Here is a 19,289-nt window from a genome sequence, read left to right as displayed (position 1 = left end):
ACCACCGACCGGATGAACTACTACAGTAAGTCGTAGACCAATCCCTCCGGCTCGGGGAAGGCCCCATGGACGCACTGGACGTATCGAGGTGGCAGTTCGGGATCACCACCGTCTACCACTTCATCCTGGTCCCGCTGACCATCGGCCTCGCGCCGCTGCTGGCCGTCATGCAGACCATCTGGGTGGTGACGGGCAATCCGGCCTGGTACCGGCTGACCAAGTTCTTCGGCAAGCTGTTCCTGATCAACTTCGCCCTCGGCGTGGCCACGGGCATCGTGCAGGAATTCCAGTTCGGGATGAACTGGAGTGAGTACTCACGATTCGTCGGCGACGTGTTCGGCGCACCGCTGGCGCTGGAGGGCCTGGCGGCGTTCTTCTTCGAATCCACCTTCATCGGCCTGTGGATCTTCGGCTGGACCAAGCTGCCCCGCCTGGTGCACCTGGCGTGTATCTGGATCGTCGCGTTCGGGGTGAACGCGTCGGCGTTCTTCATCATCTCGGCCAACTCGTTCATGCAGCATCCCGTTGGCGCGCACTACAACCCGGAGACCGGCCGGGCGGAGCTGACCAGCATCTGGGAGCTGCTGACCAACAACACCGGCATCGCGGCGTTCACGCACACAGTCGGCGGCGCCATCCTGACGGCCTCCACGTTCGTCGCGGCGATCAGCGCCTGGTGGATGGTGCGCAGTGGCAACACCGAGGAATCGCGCACCATGTTCCGCCCCGCCGCCGTGCTGGGCTGCTGGGTCGCGCTGGTCGCCGCCGCCTCGCTCACGCTCACCGGCGACGCCCAGGGCAAGCTGATGTTCGTCCAGCAGCCCATGAAGATGGCCTCGGCAGAATCGTTGTGCCACACCCAAACCGATCCCGATTTCTCGGTCCTGACCATCGGTACCCACAACAACTGCGACAGCGTCGTGCACGTCATCGAGGTGCCGTACGTACTGCCGTTCCTCGCCGAGAGCAAGTTCGAGGGCGTCCGACTCGAGGGCGTGCAGGACCTGCAGAAGGCCTACGAGGCCAAATACGGTCCGGGTGACTACCGGCCCAACCTGTTCGTGACCTACTGGTCCTTCCGCATGATGATCGGATTGCTCGCGTTCCCTGGGCTTTTCGCGCTCACCACGCTGTGGTTGACACGCAAGGGCCGCATTCCCACGCAACGCTGGTTGAGCTTGTTCGCGCTCGTGACGCTGCCCATGCCGTTCCTGGCCAACAGCGCCGGCTGGGTCTTCACCGAGATGGGCCGCCAGCCCTGGGTGGTCGCCGCCAACCCGACCGGTGACCCCAACCTGCACCTGACCATCCGGCAGGGCGTGTCGGCGCACAGCGCAGGCACGGTGTGGATCTCGTTGCTCACCTTCACCGCGCTGTATGCGGCGCTCGCCGTCGTCTGGTTCTGGCTCATCCGCCGCTACACGCTCGAAGGGCCCCAGGAACACGACGCCGAACCGACACCACCGACCCCACCCGACAGCGACGACGTCGCCCCACTGTCGTTCGCGTACTAGGAAGGGGCAGCCATGACACTCCAGCATCTGTGGTTCATCATCCTGGCCGTGCTCTTCGTGGGCTTCTTCGTCCTGGAGGGCTTCGACTTCGGCGTCGGCATGCTCATGGAGTTCTTCGGCCGCGCCGCCGGCGGTGACGAGGCCGACGCCGAACGGCACCGCCGCGTCGCGCTCAACACCATCGGTCCCGTATGGGACGGCAACGAAGTCTGGCTGCTCACCGCCGGCGGATCCATGTTCGCGGCATTCCCCGGCATGTACGCCACGCTGTTCTCGGGCCTCTACCTGCCGCTGCTCGCGATCCTCGTCGGCATGATCGTCCGGGTCTGCGCCATCGAATGGCGCGGCAAGATCGACGACCCGCAGTGGCGCCGGTGGGCCGATATCGGCATCGCCCTGGGATCGTGGCTGCCCGCCGTGCTGTGGGGCGTGGCGTTCGCCTCCATCCTGCGCGGCCTCCCCGTCGACGCCCACCATCAGATTCAGCTGTCCTTCGGTGACGTCCTCAACCCGTACTCGATACTCGGCGGCCTCGCCACGGCGAGCCTCTTCGCGTTCCACGGCGCGGTGTTCGTCACGCTGAAAACCCAAGGGGCCGTGCACGACGACGCGCGCCGCTTCGCCACCCGACTCACCGTCCCGGTGACCCTGATCGTCGCCGGATTCGGCATCTGGACCCAGGTGGCCTACGGCAACGACGTGACCTGGATCGCGCTGGGAATCGCTGTCGTGGCACAGCTTTCGGCAGTCCGCCTGGTGTGGACGCGCCGCGCCGACGGGTGGGCGTTCGCCGCGACGGCCGTCGTCGTCGTCGCGGTGGTCGCGCTCCTGTTCAGCTGCCTGTACCCGAATCTCATTCCCTCGACCCTCAATCCGGCATGGAGCCTGACGATCCACAACGCGTCGTCGTCGCCCTACACCCTGAAGGTGATGACCTGGGCCGCTCTGGTGTTCACGCCGTTGGTGATCGGCTACCAGGCATGGTCGTACTGGGTGTTCCGGCAACGGATTTCGGCCGAGCAGATCCCGGCCTCCATCGGTCTGACCCGAAACGGCGGGCTGCACTGACCCGTTCGTCGACCAACCCCCGCATGACCGCCGGCCTGCGGCGGCATCTGGCGGCCACGGTCGGCAGCGGGGTCGTCATCACCGGCGCGGCGCTCGCCGCGGCAGTGCTCACCGCGCAGGTGGTGGCGGGGGTCATCACCACCGGCGCGCCACTATCGCACTGGGTACCCCAACTGCTGGCGCTCGCCGCACTCTGGTCGCTGCGTGCCGGCGCCCAGTGGTGGCAGGCCAGGCTCAGTCAGCACGGCGCCACCGCCATGATCGCCGATCTCGACGCGCAGGTGCTCACCGCCGTCACCGCGCTGCCGCCGCAGCGTCGACAGGCCGTGCACGACGAGGCCGCGATCCTGCTGACCCGCGGGCTGGACGGGCTGCGACCGTACTTCACCCGCTACCTGCCCGCGGTCGTCATGTCCGTGCTGCTGACCCCGGCGGCCGTCATCGTGATCGCCTGGTACGACGTGAAATCCGCGATCGTCGTGCTGATCGCGCTGCCGCTCATCCCGCTGTTCATGGTGCTGGTCGGTGTCATGACCACCGAGCGGTCGGCGGCCGCACTCGCCGCCATGGCCACGCTGCAGTCGCGTCTGCTCGACCTGATCGCGGGCATCCCCACGCTGCGTGCCCTGAACCGCGCCGAGGGCGCCGCGCCGCGCATCACCGAACTGTCCGACGCACACCGGCGTTCGGCCCTGGCCACGCTGCGGATCGCGTTCCTGTCGGCGCTCGTCCTGGAATTACTGGCGACACTCGGGGTGGCGCTGGTCGCCGTCGGCGTCGGTCTGCGCCTGGTCAGCGGCGGCGTCACCCTGCCGGTCGCGCTGACGGTGCTGCTCCTGGCACCCGAGGTGTTCTGGCCGCTGCGCCGCGTCGGCGTCGAATTTCATGCCGCCCAAGACGGCAAGGTCGCCTTCGAGCAGGCCTACCGGCTGCTGGAGAACGCCGGGCAACCCGAGTCCGGCACCGCCCGGATCGGCGCACGGCCGACCATCGACCTGAAACAGGTCAGCATCGAGGGCCGGGATGGCCCGGCTCCGCACAATCTGACGTTGCGGGCCGAGCCCGGCTCGGTGACTGTCCTGACCGGACCCAATGGCAGCGGAAAAAGCACAGCGCTGCAAGCGATTCTGGGGCTGACGACGCCCGACGCCGGCCGGGTGTCTCTCGGCGACGGCGAGCTCCGCGTCGAGGTCGGAGCGCTGGACCGGCAGCACTGGTGGCAACAGATCGGCTGGCTGCCGCAACGGCCCGTGCTCGTCCCGGGCACCGTGCGCGAGAACCTGGAATTGCTCGGCCCGCTGCCCGATCTCGACGGCGCCTGCCGTGCAGCGGGATTCGACGAGGTTCTGGCCACCCTGCCCGCCGGACTGGACACCGTGCTGGGCCGCGGCGGCTCCGGGCTGTCGCTGGGCCAGCGGCAGCGGCTGGCACTGGCGCGCGTACTCGGCCGGCCCACTCCGGTGCTGCTGCTCGACGAACCGACCTCACATCTGAACGCCGAGCTGGAACTCCAGGTCCTCCAAACGATCCGGGCCCGTGCCGAGGCCGGCGCGACCGTCATCGTCGTCGGACACCGGGCCACCGTGCTGGCCATCGGTGACGAGATCGTCCGGGTGGGAGGTGCGTCCCGTGTCCACAGTTAGATTCGCGGTCGACCTGCTCCGGCCCCGGCTTCCCCGCCTGGCGCTGGCCGTCTTCCTCGGGTCCGCGGCGCTCGGCAGCGCCCTCGCCCTGGCCGGGGTGTCGGCGTGGCTGATCACCCGGGCCTGGGAGCAGCCGCCGATCCTGGAGTTGACGGTCGCGGTGGTGGCCGTCCGGCTGTTCGGCATTTCCCGTGGCGTGCTGGGCTACTGCGAACGCCTGGCATCGCACGACGTGGCGCTGCGCGCCGCCGGCCGGGCCCGCACCGAGCTGTACCGGCGGCTGTCGGCCGCCCCGCCGGCGACGGTGCTGCGCCTGAGCAGCGGCGAATTGGTTTCGCGCGCAGGCGCTTCCGTCGACGACCTGGCCGACACCCTGGTGCGCGCCGTGCTGCCCGCCGCCGTGGCGACGGTGCTGTCGACCGCCGCGGTGATCGTCATCGCCGTCATCTCCCCCGCTGCCGCGCTCGCCCTGACCGCCGGACTGGTGGTAGCCGGAGTCTGGGCGCCATGGCAGGCGGCCCGCGCCGCGGAAGCCACCGAACGTCTTGCCGCAGCACACCATTCGGACCGTGACGCCGCCGTCATGCTGGCACTCGACCATGCCGCCGAACTGGCCGTAGCCGGCCGCCTCAGCGGTGTCATCGCGCAAGCCACCGCGGACCACCGCCGCTGGGGCGACGCCGCCGACCGCGCCGCCCGGCCCGCCGCCATCGCCGCCGCGGTTCCGATTCTGGCCACCGGTGCCAGCGCCATCGCCGCGATCCTCGCCGCCATCTCGCTCACGTCGGCGGTCGCACCCACGACATTGGCGATCCTCATGCTGCTGCCGCTGTCGGCGTTCGAAGCGACCGGCGCGCTGCCCGCCGCGGCCGTGCAGTTGACGCGGGCCCGTATCGCCATCACGCGGCTCACCGGCATGCTGGCCGAGCACCCCGACGACCGCGCCCTCGTGGCCGTCCCGCCGCTGCAGGTCGTACCCGGCGAACGGATTGCCGTATTGGGCGCCAGCGGTCGGGGCAAGACGACGCTGCTGCTGTCCACCGCCGATCGCCTGCGCGAAACCGATTCACCGGCAGGGTTTTTCGCCGAGGATGCGCACCTGTTCGACACCACGCTGCGGGACAACCTCCTGGTGGCCCGGGGCGACGCCACCGACGACGAGCTCATCGCCGCGCTGGCAAAGGTCGGCCTGGGCCCCTGGCTGGCGACGCTGCCGGACGGGTTGTCGACCCTGCTGATCGGCGGCGCTGCCGCCGTCTCCGCCGGACAGCGGCGCCGCCTGCTGCTCGCCCGTGCCCTGCTGACCGACTTCCCCGTCGTGCTCCTCGATGAACCCACCGAGCATCTCGACGCGGCGGACAGCCACCGCCTGCTCGCCGAACTCCTCACTCCCGGCGCATTGTTCGGCGCCGACCGGGCGGTCGTGGTGGCCACGCACCACCTGCCGCCGAGCCTGCACTGCACGGTGCTGAACCTGGACCTCAGCAAAGACGGGTACCCTGCGCAGTCATGAGCATGTATCCCGGTGGTGGGTATCCCCCGCCGCCACCGCCGCCGTACGCCAACCAGGGATACGGGGCATACACGTCGGCGCCGCGCAACGGCATGGGAACCGCCGCACTGGTTCTGGGCATCGTGGGACTGCTGACCTCGTGGTCGGTGGTCGGTGGACTGCTGTTCGGATTGGGCGCCGTGGCGTGCGGCGTCCTCGGCCGCGGCCGGGTCAAGCAGGGCCTCGCCGACAACGGCGTGGTGGCCGGTGCGGGCATCGTGCTCGGCGCGCTGGCGACCGTGCTGGCCGTCGTGTTCGTCTTCGTCGCGATCGGCTTCTACCGCCAGGTCGGGTTCGGTGACTACACCGACTGCATGACACGCGCCGGGCAGGACCAGAACGCACAGAACACCTGCGTCCAGGATTTCCGCGGCCGCATCGAGAAGGAGTTCGGTGTCACGGTCGGCTGAGCCGGGCCCCGTGACATACCAAAAGCCTTAGCCCGGAAAGTGTTTGACGATGCCTTCCTGGGTCACCGTCGCCAGCACCTGGCCGGCGCGGTCGAAGAAATGGCCGGACGCCAGGCCCCGGGAATCGGCGGCCACCGGTGACGTCGTCGAATACAGCACCCACTCGTCGAACTTGATGGGCCGGTGGAACCAGACGGTGTGGTTCATGGTGACCGCGAAAATCCGGTCGTGACCCCACGACAGGCCGTGGGTGGTGATGATCGAGTCCAGCAGCGTCGTGTCCGACGAATAGACCAGTGCCGCGGCGTGCAGCACCGGATCGTCGGGCATGGCACCCATGGTCTTGAGCCACACGCGGTTGTGGTCGAGCTTGCCGCCCTTGTCCCGCATCACCCAGGCCGGGTCGTTGGTGTAGCGCCATTCGATGGGCTTGAGCGCCTCGACGAACAGCGGAACGGTCTCCTCGTAGCCCTTCAGCAGGTCGTCAATCGTGGGCAGCGACAACGGATCCGGCACCACCGGGGCCTTGACCGAGTGCTCGAGACTGCGCCCGCCGGCCAGGTGCGACACCAGTGCCGTCGCCAGCAGGGTGTCGCCCTGCATGACGTCGACGCGGCGGTTCGCGAAGCGACGTTCGTCGCGCAGCCGGACCACCTTGAACTCCAGGTCGCGCTCCGGATCGCCACCGGCGATGAAGTGGGTCGACAGCGTCGTCGGCGGCAGCTTCGGCGGCACGGTGCGGCTGGCGGCGACGAAGGCCTGCGCCATCATCTGGCCACCGAAGGTACGGACCGGGTTCCGGCTCGGATGACCACCGGTGAAGGTGTCGTCATCGACCTGGGTGACGTCGAGAACCTTGAGCAGTTCCTCGAAATCAGCAGTCGTCACGCGTCGCTCCCGGTTAGTGATCTTCCTCCCCGATCCGGTGCACGTGGATCAGGTTGGTCGAGCCTACTGTGCCCGGAGGCGCACCCGCGACGATGACCACCAGGTCACCGCGCTTGTAGCGGTCCAGCTCCAGTAGCGCCTTGTCGACCTCCTGGATCATGCCGTCGGTGCTTTCCATCTTCGGGACGATGAACGTCTCGGTCCCCCAGGTCAGTGCCAGCTGGCTGCGCACCTCGGGCAGGTCAGTGAAGGCCAGCAGCGGCAGCGGCGTGTGCAGGCGGGACAGCCGGCGCACGGTGTCGCCCGACTGGGTGAAGGCGACCAGCGCCTTGGCGTCCAGCCGCTCGCCGATGTCGCGGGCCGCGTAGGAGATGACGCCACGTTTGGTGCGCGGCACGTGTGTCAACGGCGGCGCGTCCGTGGAGTTCGCCTCGACAGCTTTCACGATGCGCGCCATGGTCCGCACGGCCTCCAGCGCATGCTTGCCGACCGAGGTCTCACCGGAGAGCATGACGGCGTCGGCGCCGTCGAGAATCGCGTTCGCGACGTCCGAGGCCTCGGCCCGGGTGGGCCGGGAGTTCTCGATCATCGACTCCAGCATCTGGGTCGCCACGATGACGGGTTTGGCGTTCTCCCTGGCCATCTGGATGGCGCGCTTCTGCACCAGCGGCACTTCCTCGAGCGGCAGCTCGACGCCCAGGTCACCACGGGCGACCATGATCGCGTCGAAGGCCAGCACGATGGCCTCGAGATTGTCGACGGCTTCGGGCTTCTCCAGCTTGGCGATCACCGGCACCCGGCGCCCCACCGAGTCCATCACCTCGTGCACGAGTTCGATGTCGGCCGGCGACCGGACGAACGACAGCGCGATCAGGTCGACGCCGAGCTTCAAGGCGAACTTCAGGTCTTCGATGTCCTTCTCGGACAACGCCGGAACGGACACGTTCATCCCGGGCAGCGACAGGCCTTTGTTGTTGCTGACCGGCCCGCCCTCGGTGACGGTGCAGACGACGTCGTTGCCGTCGATCTTGTCGACCACCAGGCCGACCTTGCCGTCGTCGACGAGCAGGCGGTCACCGGCGCGGGCGTCCTCGGCCAGCTGCTTGTAGGTGGTCGACACGCGATCGTGGCTGCCTTCGCAGTCGTCGACGGTGATCCGCACCGTTTCGCCGGTGTGCCACTCGGTGGGACCGTCGGCGAAGCGACCGAGCCGAATCTTGGGGCCCTGCAGGTCGGCGAGAATGCCGACCGCGCGGCCGGCGGTGTCGGACGCCGCCCGCACGCGCTTGTACGCCGTCTCATGATCGGCGTGGGCACCATGGCTGAAATTCAGCCGCGCCACATCCATCCCAGCTTCCACCAGCGCCAGTACGGTCGCGTCGGTAGACGTAGCCGGGCCCAGGGTACAGACGATTTTTCCGCGCCTATTCACGGTGCATGAGCATAGTGGATCGATTCAGATAACGGCCCGTCGGGAGCGCCGTCGGCGCCTCGAACATCAGCCGAACAGCGAGTTGCTGGGCGGTGTCCGCAGCTCAGCGCGCTACGGCTGGGTGAACGTCGGCACCAGAGGGAAGCCCGGCAGATTACGGATCACCGTCCACACCAGCATCGCCACCAGAGCCGTCACCAGCGGTGGCGCCACCGACAGGCGGCGTCGCCAGCACACCACGAGCCAGACGGTCAGCAGCGGCAATCCCACGAGCGCGAAGACGTTGTCGACGACGGCAGCCGAGAAGTCACCGTGCAGCACGTCGTGCGTCATGCGCAGCCCGCCGCACAGCGGACAGTTCCAGCCGGTCAGAGCCTTGAATGGGCACGGCGGAAACCCGAATCCGGGGCGGTGCGGGTCGGCGACGCCGATGTACGTGAGGGCGGCCGCCGCCGCGGCCCCGGTGCCGGCCGCTCCCGCCACACGCGCGACCCTGGCGGCTGACGTCATCAGTCCATGATGCCCGGTGGGGGCTCGCTCGCCGCGGACTGAACAGGGAATTGGTACGTGCGATGTGCAAGTGCGAACGTCGGTGACCCCTCGACACCGACGTCCGCCGCGCGAACCCAGCGACAATATTGCCGTATTGTAACGGTTCGGGCAAACGTAGGCGAGGGTTATTGGCGCAACTGGCCGTGCCGGATCAGCTCGTTGACGGACTCTTCCCACCTGGCCAGCTCGGGATCAGAAGTGAACGACGCCTGCAGGTGCCGGTCGAGATGTCGGCGCAAGATGATCGAGCCCAGCGTCAGGACCAACGGATTCAGCCCGGCCCAGACCACGTCGAGCCCCTCGGCCGCGTCCCCGCTGTCGACCATGCGCTGCCACCGGTCGATGCCGATCCGCGCCATCGCGTCGAATATCGCTATGCCGCTTGGTGTTTCAGAAGCCACCGCCCGGCCCAGATAGTCCATGACCACCAGGTGGTCGGTGAGCAGGCCATGCACCGCCCTGCCGATCGCGGCAACCGAATCCGGGCCGGGGCTTTCTAGCGCGGCGAACATGGTCGAGCTGATGAGTTTCATCGCCACGTCGTCGACGGCCTTGATCAAACCGTCCTTGGTGCCGAAATGGTGCTGCACCAACCCCACTGACACGCCCGCGGTATCAGCCACCATCTGCAACGTCGCATCGGACGTGCCCCGCTGCGCAAACACCGTCAGCGCCGCATTGAGGATGCGGTCCTGCCGAGACTGCTGCAACTGCGCTCCGTCGGCTATGTCATCCACAGGAGACATCCAACCACCGCACAACCGATAACGACCGGCGACTGCGGAACATACCGTTCGCATGAATGTGCAGCTTGTGCGCACTTTTGCCCCGGGGTGGATGTGAGGTCGCGGTGGCCCTGCGCCTACGAAGTGGGTTTTGCGCCCTCAGTTCAGGGTCAACGGCGAGGGGCCGCCCGGCCGCGTTGACTCTGCGCTGACGGCGTTCGCCACTCGCACTTTTGCGCCCTCAGTTCAGGGTCAACAGCGAGGGTCGCCGAGCGTGCGCACAGTGCGTCCTCGGCGCCAGATCCGCGATCTGGCCGCACATTCGCGGCCCTGCAGGCTTGGCTCAGCCCTGACGGCGCCACCAACGACGGCGCGGGGCGGGCGGCTCCCACACGGGAACCCCAACGGGCTCAACCTTTTCGGTGACTGCGGCCTTCGGCGCAGCTTCTTCAGCCGGCTCAGAGTCGGCGTCGGCTTCATCGGCAGTTTCGTCGGTGCTGTCGTCGGCGTCTTCGGCTTCGTCAGCGTCTTCGGCCTCGGAATCCGTTGCTTCCTCGGACTCCTCCGCTGCGTCCTCGGCATCAGCACTGTCGTCGCCGTCGACGACATCAGTCTCCGCGGCGGCTTCGTCAGCGTCTTCAGCTTCGGAATCCGTTACTTCCTCGGACTCCTCGACGGCTTCAGCTTCCGCGGCATCCTCAACATCAGCGCTGTCGTCACCGTCGGCGACCTCAGTCTCCGCGGCGGCCTCGTCAGCCACCTCGTCGGATTCCGTTGTCCCCTCGGACTCCTCGGCTACCTCGACAGCTTCGGCTTCTTCGGCGTCATCAGCATCGACGTCGGACTCATCGGCCTCGACCTCCGCACCCTCGGAATCCGTTGCTTCCTCGGACTCCTCGGCCACCCCGACAGCTTCAGCCTCCGCGGCATCCCCAACATCAGCGCTGTCGTCGCCTTCGGCGATCTCCGCCTCAACGTCTTCGGCGTCAGCAGCCTCGGCTTCCGCCTCCGCGGTCTCGGGCTCTTCGGCATCCAGTTCTTCGGCCTCGGAGTCGGACTCGTCTGCTGCCTCGACTGCCTCGGAATCGACTGACTCGTCGGCGGATTCGTCGACGGATTCCTCGACCGCGCCCTCGGCGTCGCCGGCCTGCTCGGCGAGCGCCACGGTTTCGTCGGATTGGGTCTCGACGGCGTCGGCCTCGTCAGCGACGTCGGCATCGCCGTCCGAAGCGGCAGCGGCGCCGGCTGCGACAGCAACGGGCACGGCCAACAGGGCGCCCTCGGAGTCGGCCTCTTCGTCGGCTTCTTCGGCCTGCCGGCCACCGAGCGTCGACGGATCCTCACGGCCCCGCGGCGCCACCATCATGTAGACGACGGCACCGATGAACACGAACGTCGAGGTGAAGGAGTTGACGCGGATACCGGCGATCAGCGTCGCGGTGTCGCTGCGCATCAGCTCGACGCCGAAGCGGCCGACGCAGTAGGCGGCGACGTACAGCGCGAACAGCCGGCCGTGACCCAGCTTGAAGCGGCGGTCGGCCCACAGGAGGATGAAGAAAACCAGGAGGTTCCACAGCAATTCGTAGAGGAACGTCGGGTGTACGACCTCATAGACCTGCCCGGTCGAGACGCCGTTGAGCAGATGCGGGTTCACGACGCCGGAACCGTCACTGCGCTGGAAGATCTGGAGGCCCCAGGGCAGGTCGGTCGGCCGGCCGTACAGCTCCTGGTTGAAGTAGTTGCCGAGCCGGCCGATGGCCTGGGCCAGGATGATGCCGGGTGCGATGGCGTCACCGAACGCGGGCAGCGGAATTCCGTGCCTGCGGCAGCCGATCCAGGCGCCGACGCCACCGAGCGCGACCGCACCCCAGATACCGAGGCCGCCGTCCCAGATCCGGACGGCACCGGCGAAGCCCGCGCCGCCCTCGGCGAAGTAGGTGCGCCAGTCGGTCATCAGGTGGTACAGGCGACCACCGACGAGGCCGAACGGCACCGCCCACAGCGCGATGTCATAGATGACGCCCGGTTCACCACCGCGCGCGACCCATCGGCGATCGCCGATGATCAGCGCGGCGATGATGCCGGTGATGATGCAGAGCGCGTAGGCCCGGATCGGTACTGGCCCCAAGTGCCAGACGCCCTGGGCCGGACTCGGGATGTATGCCAGCAACGATGTGGTCACGCGGAAACTTTCTGTCGTACTCCGTGGGCCAGTTCTTCGGACAAAGCGCGTACCGCGGGGATGCCGCCGTCACCCAGCGCCGACACGAGCGCCGAGCCGACGATGACGCCGTCGGCGTAGGCGGCGATCTCGGCTGCCTGTTCGCGCGAGCGCACACCGAGGCCGACACCCACCGGGATGTCCGACACGGCACGCACCCGCGACACCAGTTCCGGCGCCATGTTCGACACGGCGTCGCGCGCACCGGTCACGCCCATGGTCGACGCGGCGTAGACGAACCCGCGCGAGGCCTGCACTGTGGCGGCCAGCCGCTCCGGGGTCGACGACGGCGCCACCAGGAAGATGCGGTCCAGGTTGTGGGCGTCGGAGACGCCGAACCATTCGTCGGCCTCGTCGGGGATGAGGTCGGGCGTGATGAGCCCGAGCCCGCCTGCCGACGCCAGGTCACGCGCGAAAGCGTCGACGCCCCAGCGCAACACCGGATTCCAGTAGGTCATGACGACGGCGTGCCCGCCGGCGTTGCTGATGGCCTCGACGGCCTTCAACGCGTCACGGACCCGAACCCCGTTCTGCAGAGCGGTGTTGGTGGCGGCGGCGATGACCGGGCCGTCCATGCCCGGATCGGAGTACGCGACGCCGACTTCGATGATGTCGCAACCGGATTCGGTCATCGCGACCATCGCGTCGATGGACGTCTGCACGTCCGGGTAGCCGGTCGGCAGGTACCCGATCAGCGCCGAACGCCCTTCGGCCCGGCACGATTCGAACAATCCAGCCAGTCGGCTCATGACGCTTCCCCAGTCTCACCCTCCAGTAGACCGAACCATTTCGCGGCGGTCTCGACGTCCTTGTCGCCGCGGCCGGACAGGTTCACCACGATCACCGAACCCGGGCCCAGCTCGCTACCCAGCTTCAACGCGCCCGCCACCGCGTGCGCCGACTCGATGGCCGGGATGATGCCCTCGGTGCGGCACAGAAGCCCGAACGCTTCCATGGCCTCGGTGTCGGTGACCGGCCGGTACTCGGCGCGGCCGATGTCCTTGAGGAAGGCATGTTCGGGACCGACGCCCGGGTAGTCCAAACCAGCTGAGATGGAATGCGATTCGATGGTCTGGCCATCCTCGTCCTGCAGCAGGTAGGAGAACGAGCCCTGGAACGCACCCGGCGACCCGCCGGTGAATGTAGCTGCGTGCCTTCCGGTTTCGACGCCGTCGCCGGCCGCTTCGAAACCGACCAGGCGCACCCCCGGATCGTCGATGAAGGCGTGGAAGACGCCGATGGCGTTCGATCCGCCGCCGACGCACGCCGTCACCGCGTCGGGCAGCCGGCCGGCCTGCTGCTGCACCTGGACCCGCGCCTCCATGCCGATGACGCGCTGGAAGTCGCGCACCATGACGGGGAACGGGTGCGGCCCGGCCGCGGTGCCGAAGCAGTAGTAGGTGTCGTCCGCGTTGGTGACCCAGTCGCGGAAGGCTTCGTTGATGGCGTCCTTGAGGGTCGCCGAACCGGCCTCGACCGACACCACGGTGCCGCCGAGCAGCCGCATCCGGGCCACGTTCAGCGCCTGCCGTGCGGTGTCGACCGCACCCATGTAGACGACGCACTCCAGGCCGAGCAGCGCGCAGGCCGTCGCGGTGGCGACGCCGTGCTGGCCGGCGCCCGTCTCGGCGATGACGCGGGTCTTGCCCATGCGCTTGGCCAGCAGAGCCTGCCCGAGCACGTTGTTGATCTTGTGAGAACCGGTGTGGTTCAGGTCTTCTCGTTTGAGGAAGAGTCGCGCACCGCCGGCATGTTCGGACAGTCGCGTCGCTTCGTAGAGCGGCGACGGCCGGCCGGTGTAGTGCTGCTGCAGCCGGTCGAGCTCGTCGAGGAAGGTCTGGTCGGTGCGGACCTTGTCGTAGGCCGCGGTGACTTCCTCGATGACCGCCATCAGGGCCTCGGGTACCAGCCGGCCGCCGTAGGCACCGAAGTGCCCCTTGGCGTCGGGGTCGTGGCTCGTGGCTTCGGCGACCGCCGCGCTCATCCGCGGCAATTCAGTACCTGTGTGATCAGACATGAGAACTCGGGCTGCTTCTTCGCGCAGGAGCCCGCAATTCAGCGGGCTGGTTTCGGGCAGGACGGGTGCGTGCCGGCCGTCACCAGGTCGGCGACGGCGCTGCGGGGGTCGCCACTGGTCACCAGGCCTTCACCGACCAGGACGGCGTCGGCGCCGGCACCGGCGTAGGCCAGCAGGTCGGCGGTGCCACGCACTCCCGACTCGGCGATCCGGATGATGTTGCTCGGCAGACCGGGTGCGATGCGGCCGAAGCAGTCGCGGTCGACCTCAAGGGTCTTGAGGTCGCGGGCGTTGACGCCGATGACCTTGGCACCGGCCTGGATGGCGCGGTCCGCTTCTTCCTCGGTGTGCACCTCGACCAGCGGGGTCATCCCGAGCGACTCGGTCCGGTCGATCATCGAGGTCAGCACCGACTGCTCCAGTGCCGCGACGATCAGCAGCAGCATGTCGGCGCCGTGCGCCCGGGCCTCGTGAATCTGGTACGGGGTGACGATGAAGTCCTTGCGCAGCACCGGGATCGACACCGCGGCACGCACGGCGTCCAGATCGGCCAGCGAACCGTTGAAGCGACGCTCCTCGGTCAGCACGCTGATCACGCGGGCACCGCCGGACTCGTAGGCCTTGGCCAGCTTGGCGGGATCGTCGATCTGCGCCAACGCCCCCTTGCTGGGGCTCGCCCGCTTCACTTCGGCGATGACGCCGATGCCCGGCTCCCGCAGCGCGGCGAGAGCGTCCTTGGCCGTCGGCGCCTTCTTGGCCCGCTCCTTGACCTCGGTCAGACTCAGCGCGGCTTCGCGGGTGGCAACATCAGCGCGAACTCCCTCGATGATGGAGTCGAGCACGGTCCCCGAAGTCATAACGCGTCGTCGTCCTTCCGTGCCGGTTCGGCAAGCCAGATGATCATCTCGAAGGGTAGTCGCCAGGGCGGCGCAGACTGCCACCGGGCCACGCTCATTTCCCGCCGCCGTCGTTCTGGGAGGGATCAGGTCCCTCGTTCCGGGTCGGATCATGGCCTTCGTCCAAGGCGTCCCAGATCATCCGTTCGGACATGCCGTCGGCGGCTTCTTCCTGTGCCGCCGCGCGGCGCGCGGCCGGCGCGGCATATTTCGACGTGGCCGGCGCCGCAGCACTCTGACCGGCCGAACGCATCAACAAAACGGCTCCGACCAGCGTCAACACGGCGGCGGCCAGCGTCACCCCGGCACCCCAGTAGTGCCGCTGCGTGCCCACGAGGAACATGACCGCGATCTGTGCCATGTCGGCGGCGCGCACCGAGACGTCGGTGACCACCCACAGGCTGATGGCCAGATATCCCATCCCGGCGCTCGCGACGGCGACCAGCAGCGCCAGCAGTCGCAGCGCCCAGCCCCGCACGGCGAGCGCCGCCACCGCGGCAGCGCCGGCCAGCAGCGCCAGCGGGATGAGGGCCGTGGACCAGGCCGCGCCGGACAGCGTCGTCGTCTTCGGCTGGCCCAGCCCGTCGAACGACGACACGTCGACCCAGGGCAGCCGGGAGGCGCCCCACAGCATCAGCGCGGCGACGAGCAGCAGCACCTGAGCGGTGCGGGTGGTCCTCACGGCTCGCTCAGGGTCTCGGCGGCCGCGATCGCCGCCAGGACGGCCTTGGCCTTGTTGGACGACTCGTTGTACTCGTACGGCCCGTTGGAGTCCGCGACGACGCCGCCACCGGCCTGCACGTAAGCGGTGCCGCCGCGCATCAGCGCGGTGCGGATCGCGATGGCGAAGTCGGCGTTACCAGCGAAGTCGAGGTACCCGAGCACACCGCCGTACAGGCCGCGGCGGGTCAGTTCGACCTCTTCGATGAGTTCCATGGCCCGGACCTTCGGCGCCCCCGACAGCGTCCCGGCCGGGAAACAGGCGGTGACGGCGTCCAACGCGGTCTTGTCGTCGGCGAGGTGGCCGGTGACGGTGGAGACCAGGTGCATGACGTGGCTGTAGCGCTCGATATGGCTGTAGTCCTCGACGCGGACGGTCCCCGGCCGGCAGACGCGGCCCAGGTCGTTGCGGCCCAGGTCGACCAGCATCAGGTGCTCAGAGCGCTCCTTGTCGTCGGCGAGGAGCTCCTTTTCGAGCAGGATGTCGTCCTCCTCGGTGGCGCCGCGCCACCGGGTGCCGGCGATGGGGTGTGTGGTCGCCACCCCGTCCTTCACGGTGACGAGCGCCTCCGGGCTGGAGCCGACGACCGAGAAGTCAAGGCCGCCTTCGGCATTGGGCACGTTGAGGAGATACATGTACGGGCTGGGGTTGGTCACCCGCAGGACCCGGTACACGTCGATGGGGTCGGCGGCGGTGTCCAGCTCGAAGCGCTGCGAGGGCACCACCTGGAACGCCTCGCCGGCCTCGATGTCGCCGACGAGCTTCTCGACGATGGCCGTGTACTCCTCGACCGTGCGCTGCTGGCGCGGTTGCGGCTGTGGGCGGCTGAAGGTCGCGATGCTCGACGGCAGCGGCTCCCCCAGCGCCTTGGTCATGACGTCGAGGCGGGAGACGGCGTCGTCGTAGGCCCAGTCGACGCGCTCGTCGGTGCCGTTCCAGTTGACCGCGTTGGCGATGAGCGTGATGGTGCCCTCGTGGTGGTCGACGGCGGCCATGTCGGTGGCCAGCAGCAGCACCATGTCCGGCAGTTTGAGGTCGTCGACCGCCAACTCCGGCAGCCGTTCCAGCCGGCGCACCATGTCGTAGGCGAAGTAACCCACCAGCCCGCTCGACAGTGGCGGCAGCCCCGGCACCGGCGCGGTCTGCAGCAGCGCCAGGGTGTCGCGCACGGCCTGCAGCGGGTCGCCGCCGCTCGGTGCGTCCTGCGGGGTGTTGCCGAGCCAGACGGCTTCGCCGTCACGGACCGTCAGCGCCGACGGGGCGCCCGCACCGATGAACGACCATCGCGACCACGAGCGCCCGTTCTCGGCCGATTCCAGCAGAAACGTGCCGGGACGGTTGGCGGCCAGCTTGCGGTAGGCCGACAACGGCGTCTCGCTGTCGGCGAGCACCTTGCGCGTCACCGGCACGACACGGTGCTCGGCGGCCAGCGCCTGGAATTCCTCACGTGAGGTCGTCTTCACGCGGTCATCCTCCCAGAAGTAGCGTGGCAACCATGAAACGTGGTGACGTCGTCGCAGAGTTCAATCTCCCCGACCAGACCGGGACGAACCGCAGCCTTTCCGAACTGCTGGCCGACGGGCCGATCGTGCTGTTCTTCTACCCCGCGGCGATGACGCCGGGCTGCACCATGGAGGCCTGCCACTTCCGGGACCTGGCGGCCGAGTTCGCCGCGGTCGGTGCGTCCCGGGTCGGGATCAGCATGGACGCGGTCGAGAAGCAGGACAAGTTCGCCGAGAAGCACAGCTTCGACTACCCGCTGCTGTCGGACACCTCCGGCGCGGTGGCCGAGGCGTTCGGTGTGAAACGTGGCCTGCTCGGCAAGCTGATGCCCGTCAAGCGGACCACGTTCGTCATCGACACCGACCGCAAGGTTCTCGAGGTGATCGCCAGCGAGATCTCGATGGACTCCCACGCCGACAAGGCGCTCGAGGTGCTCAGGGCGCGTTAGCCGCCCGGATCACCGCCGCCAGTGACGCGGTGAGCACCGAGTCACTGCGGCCGCACGACCAGCCGCCGCGGTGTTCGAGGTAGGTGACCGCCGTGTCGCCGATCGACTGCTGGGTGAGGCTCAGGATCTCGACGGGCCGGTCCACATCGGCCAGCGCCTGGGTCAACGCCTCGACCGGTCCGACGCCGCGGTGCGTACTCGTGCGGGCGATCCCGTTGACGGTCAGGGTGATCTCGGTGGTGTCGTCGCTGCTGGCGTGCCAGTCCTTCAGCTCCACCGGGCCACTGCAGCCCAGGTATGTCGCCTCGAACAGCTCGTACAGCTCGGCGGCGGTCACCTCGGCGCCACTGCCGTCGGTGTGGGTCTGCACATGCCGCGCGAAGTCGATCTGCAGCCGCCGCGGCAGGTCCAGTCCGTACCCGGTGTTCAGCAGGTAGGCGATGCCGCCCTTGCCGGATTGTGAGTTCACCCGGATGACGGCGTCATAACTGCGGCCGATGTCGGCCGGATCGATCGGCAGATACGGCACCCGCCAGTCGATTTCGCGTTCGGGCTGCCCGGCGGCTGCGGCTCGCGCGCGGTGCTCGGCCATGCCCTTCTTGATCGCGTCCTGATGCGTTCCCGAGAACGCGGTGTGCACCAGGTCGCCGACATACGGATGCCGTTCGTGGATCGGCATCCGGGTGCAGTGCGATACGTTGCGGGCGATCGCGTCGATGTCGGAGAAGTCGATCATCGGGTCGACGCCCTGCGCATACAGATTGAGCGCCAGGGTGGCGATGTCGACGTTGCCGGTGCGCTCGCCATTGCCGAACACGCAGCCTTCGACGCGTTGCGCGCCGGCCAGCACGGCCAGTTCGGCGCAGGCCACGCCGGTCCCCCGGTCATTGTGCGGGTGCACCGACAGGATCACCGCGTCGCGCCGGGCCAGGTTCCGGTGCATGTACTCGATCTGGTCGGCGTACACGTTGGGCGTCGCAACCTCAACGGTGGCAGGCAGATTCAGGATCACCGGCCGGCTCGCGGTGGCGTCCCACAGCTGCGTCACGGCGTCGCAGATCTCCAGCACATAATCGGGCTCGGTGAGGTTGAACACCTCCGGCGAGAACTGGAACCGGACGTTCGGCATGTCCTCGGTCAGGGTGAGCACGTCGAGCGCGCCGTGCAGGATCAGGCCGCGCAGCTCGTCGCGGTCCTTGCCCAGCACGGTGTTTCGCCATGTGGGCGCGGTCGCGGTGTACATGTGGATGACGACGTCGTTGCGCATACCTCGCACCGATTCGACCGTCCGCTCGATCAGGTCGCGGCGGGCCGGGGTGAACACCGCGATGGTGACATCCTCTGGTGCGATGTCGGTTTCGGCCAACAGCCGGACGAAGTCGAAGTCGGTTTGGGATGCCGACGGGTAGCCGACCTCGATCTCCTTGTAACCGATGGCGACGAGTTGCTCGAAGAATCGGCGTTTGCGCTCCGGGTCCATCGGCTCGGCGAGGGCCTGATTGCCGTCGCGCAGGTCGACGGGCACCCACAGCGGCGCGGTGGTTATTCGGTTACTGGGCCAATCCCTTTCGGCCACGGGAACATCCACCCGATTGAAGACATCGGTGTAGCGATGCCACGGCATGGGTGACGGCTGTTGACGGTTCCAGGAAGTGCTCATGAGTGGTCTGCTTTCGGTCAGGGATGAAAGTGACCGGTC

Annotated in this window: 17 protein-coding genes; 6 read left to right on the top strand and 11 right to left on the bottom strand. The window is 68.3% G+C overall.

What is annotated here, in order from left to right:
- Positions 1–65: 65 nt before the first annotated feature.
- From BR47_RS0114650 to BR47_RS0114630, 5 genes are read left to right on the top strand one after another with little or no spacing between them, the layout of a single operon-like run.
- Positions 66–1,514, top strand: a complete 1,449-nt coding sequence (locus BR47_RS0114650) for a cytochrome ubiquinol oxidase subunit I (protein ID WP_020103254.1) — start codon at positions 66–68, stop codon at positions 1,512–1,514.
- Positions 1,515–1,526: 12 nt separating this feature from the next.
- Entirely contained in the window at positions 1,527–2,582 is a 1,056-nt protein-coding gene (gene cydB, locus BR47_RS0114645; protein ID WP_029119980.1) for a cytochrome d ubiquinol oxidase subunit II, read from the top strand.
- 23 nt (positions 2,583–2,605) lie between these two features.
- A complete protein-coding gene (gene cydD, locus BR47_RS0114640) occupies positions 2,606–4,225 on the top strand; it encodes a thiol reductant ABC exporter subunit CydD (protein ID WP_036427327.1) in 1,620 nt (539 codons plus the stop codon).
- Positions 4,212–5,738, top strand: a complete 1,527-nt coding sequence (locus tag BR47_RS0114635) for an ATP-binding cassette domain-containing protein (RefSeq protein WP_029119978.1) — start codon at positions 4,212–4,214, stop codon at positions 5,736–5,738. The genes cydD and BR47_RS0114635 overlap by 14 nt, the downstream gene beginning before the upstream one ends.
- The gene (locus BR47_RS0114630) at positions 5,735–6,187 is read left to right on the top strand and encodes a DUF4190 domain-containing protein (RefSeq protein ID WP_029119977.1); all 453 of its coding nucleotides are present in this window, start codon (positions 5,735–5,737) and stop codon (positions 6,185–6,187) included. The genes BR47_RS0114635 and BR47_RS0114630 overlap by 4 nt, the downstream gene beginning before the upstream one ends.
- Positions 6,188–6,214: 27 nt before the next feature.
- Here BR47_RS0114630 and BR47_RS0114625 read toward each other — a convergent pair whose 3' ends face one another.
- The 10 genes from BR47_RS0114625 to BR47_RS0114580 form a co-directional block, all read right to left on the bottom strand.
- Complete coding sequence (locus BR47_RS0114625) at positions 6,215–7,075, bottom strand: acyl-CoA thioesterase II (protein WP_020103249.1); 861 nt, start codon at positions 7,073–7,075, stop codon at positions 6,215–6,217.
- 13 nt (positions 7,076–7,088) lie between these two features.
- Positions 7,089–8,507 (bottom strand): pyruvate kinase, encoded by a 1,419-nt coding sequence (gene pyk / locus BR47_RS0114620; protein ID WP_029105636.1) that lies wholly within the window; start codon positions 8,505–8,507, stop codon positions 7,089–7,091.
- Positions 8,508–8,618: 111 nt separating this feature from the next.
- A complete protein-coding gene (locus BR47_RS0114615) occupies positions 8,619–9,017 on the bottom strand; it encodes a DUF2752 domain-containing protein (RefSeq protein ID WP_029119976.1) in 399 nt (132 codons plus the stop codon).
- Between the two features lie 167 nt (positions 9,018–9,184).
- Positions 9,185–9,805: a TetR/AcrR family transcriptional regulator gene (locus tag BR47_RS0114610; RefSeq protein WP_064986752.1), complete on the bottom strand. Its 621-nt coding sequence runs from the start codon at positions 9,803–9,805 to the stop codon at positions 9,185–9,187.
- Positions 9,806–10,127: 322 nt separating this feature from the next.
- Positions 10,128–11,966: a prolipoprotein diacylglyceryl transferase gene (gene lgt / locus BR47_RS0114605; protein WP_029119975.1), complete on the bottom strand. Its 1,839-nt coding sequence runs from the start codon at positions 11,964–11,966 to the stop codon at positions 10,128–10,130.
- Positions 11,963–12,754: a tryptophan synthase subunit alpha gene (trpA, locus tag BR47_RS0114600; protein WP_029119974.1), complete on the bottom strand. Its 792-nt coding sequence runs from the start codon at positions 12,752–12,754 to the stop codon at positions 11,963–11,965. The genes lgt and trpA overlap by 4 nt, the downstream gene beginning before the upstream one ends.
- Positions 12,751–14,022, bottom strand: coding sequence for a tryptophan synthase subunit beta (gene trpB / locus BR47_RS0114595; protein WP_029119973.1), 1,272 nt, complete (start codon positions 14,020–14,022; stop codon positions 12,751–12,753). Before trpB ends, trpA begins: the two co-directional genes overlap by 4 nt.
- A gap of 38 nt (positions 14,023–14,060) precedes the next feature.
- On the bottom strand, positions 14,061–14,879 hold the full coding sequence (trpC, locus tag BR47_RS0114590; RefSeq protein ID WP_020103242.1) for an indole-3-glycerol phosphate synthase TrpC: 819 nt from the start codon (positions 14,877–14,879) through the stop codon (positions 14,061–14,063).
- Positions 14,880–14,973: 94 nt separating this feature from the next.
- Positions 14,974–15,600, bottom strand: coding sequence for a TIGR02234 family membrane protein (locus tag BR47_RS0114585; RefSeq protein ID WP_029119972.1), 627 nt, complete (start codon positions 15,598–15,600; stop codon positions 14,974–14,976).
- Complete coding sequence (locus BR47_RS0114580) at positions 15,597–17,132, bottom strand: anthranilate synthase component I (protein ID WP_171024456.1); 1,536 nt, start codon at positions 17,130–17,132, stop codon at positions 15,597–15,599. The genes BR47_RS0114585 and BR47_RS0114580 overlap by 4 nt, the downstream gene beginning before the upstream one ends.
- A gap of 2 nt (positions 17,133–17,134) precedes the next feature.
- Here BR47_RS0114580 and BR47_RS0114575 point away from each other — a divergent pair, with 2 nt between their 5' ends.
- Positions 17,135–17,590 carry a peroxiredoxin gene (locus BR47_RS0114575; protein ID WP_020103239.1) on the top strand — a complete coding sequence of 152 codons (456 nt, stop codon included), beginning with the start codon at positions 17,135–17,137 and terminating at the stop codon, positions 17,588–17,590.
- On the opposite strand, the gene BR47_RS0114570 is transcribed toward BR47_RS0114575, so the two are convergent.
- Positions 17,577–19,214 carry a 2-isopropylmalate synthase gene (locus BR47_RS0114570; RefSeq protein WP_029119970.1) on the bottom strand — a complete coding sequence of 546 codons (1,638 nt, stop codon included), beginning with the start codon at positions 19,212–19,214 and terminating at the stop codon, positions 17,577–17,579. The two genes, BR47_RS0114575 and BR47_RS0114570, sit on opposite strands and share 14 nt — an antisense overlap.
- Positions 19,215–19,289: the final 75 nt, after the last annotated feature.

The sequence above is a fragment of the Mycobacterium sp. UNC410CL29Cvi84 genome (assembly GCF_000686745.1).
Taxonomy (GTDB): Bacteria; Actinomycetota; Actinomycetes; order Mycobacteriales; family Mycobacteriaceae; genus Mycobacterium; species Mycobacterium mucogenicum_B.
The sequence above is the reverse complement of the archived record's forward strand: the minus strand, read 5'-3'. Positions and strand labels throughout refer to the sequence as shown.

Coding starts and splice junctions, on each gene's coding strand:
- BR47_RS0114650 (WP_020103254.1), top strand. CDS start 66: ATGGACGCACTGGACGTATCGAGGTGGCAGTTCGGGATCACCACCGTC.
- cydB (WP_029119980.1), top strand. CDS start 1,527: ATGACACTCCAGCATCTGTGGTTCATCATCCTGGCCGTGCTCTTCGTG.
- cydD (WP_036427327.1), top strand. CDS start 2,606: ATGACCGCCGGCCTGCGGCGGCATCTGGCGGCCACGGTCGGCAGCGGG.
- BR47_RS0114630 (WP_029119977.1), top strand. CDS start 5,735: ATGAGCATGTATCCCGGTGGTGGGTATCCCCCGCCGCCACCGCCGCCG.
- BR47_RS0114615 (WP_029119976.1), bottom strand. CDS start 9,017: ATGACGTCAGCCGCCAGGGTCGCGCGTGTGGCGGGAGCGGCCGGCACC.
- BR47_RS0114610 (WP_064986752.1), bottom strand. CDS start 9,805: ATGTCTCCTGTGGATGACATAGCCGACGGAGCGCAGTTGCAGCAGTCT.
- trpA (WP_029119974.1), bottom strand. CDS start 12,754: ATGAGCCGACTGGCTGGATTGTTCGAATCGTGCCGGGCCGAAGGGCGT.
- trpB (WP_029119973.1), bottom strand. CDS start 14,022: ATGTCTGATCACACAGGTACTGAATTGCCGCGGATGAGCGCGGCGGTC.
- trpC (WP_020103242.1), bottom strand. CDS start 14,879: ATGACTTCGGGGACCGTGCTCGACTCCATCATCGAGGGAGTTCGCGCT.
- BR47_RS0114575 (WP_020103239.1), top strand. CDS start 17,135: ATGAAACGTGGTGACGTCGTCGCAGAGTTCAATCTCCCCGACCAGACC.
- BR47_RS0114570 (WP_029119970.1), bottom strand. CDS start 19,214: ATGCCGTGGCATCGCTACACCGATGTCTTCAATCGGGTGGATGTTCCC.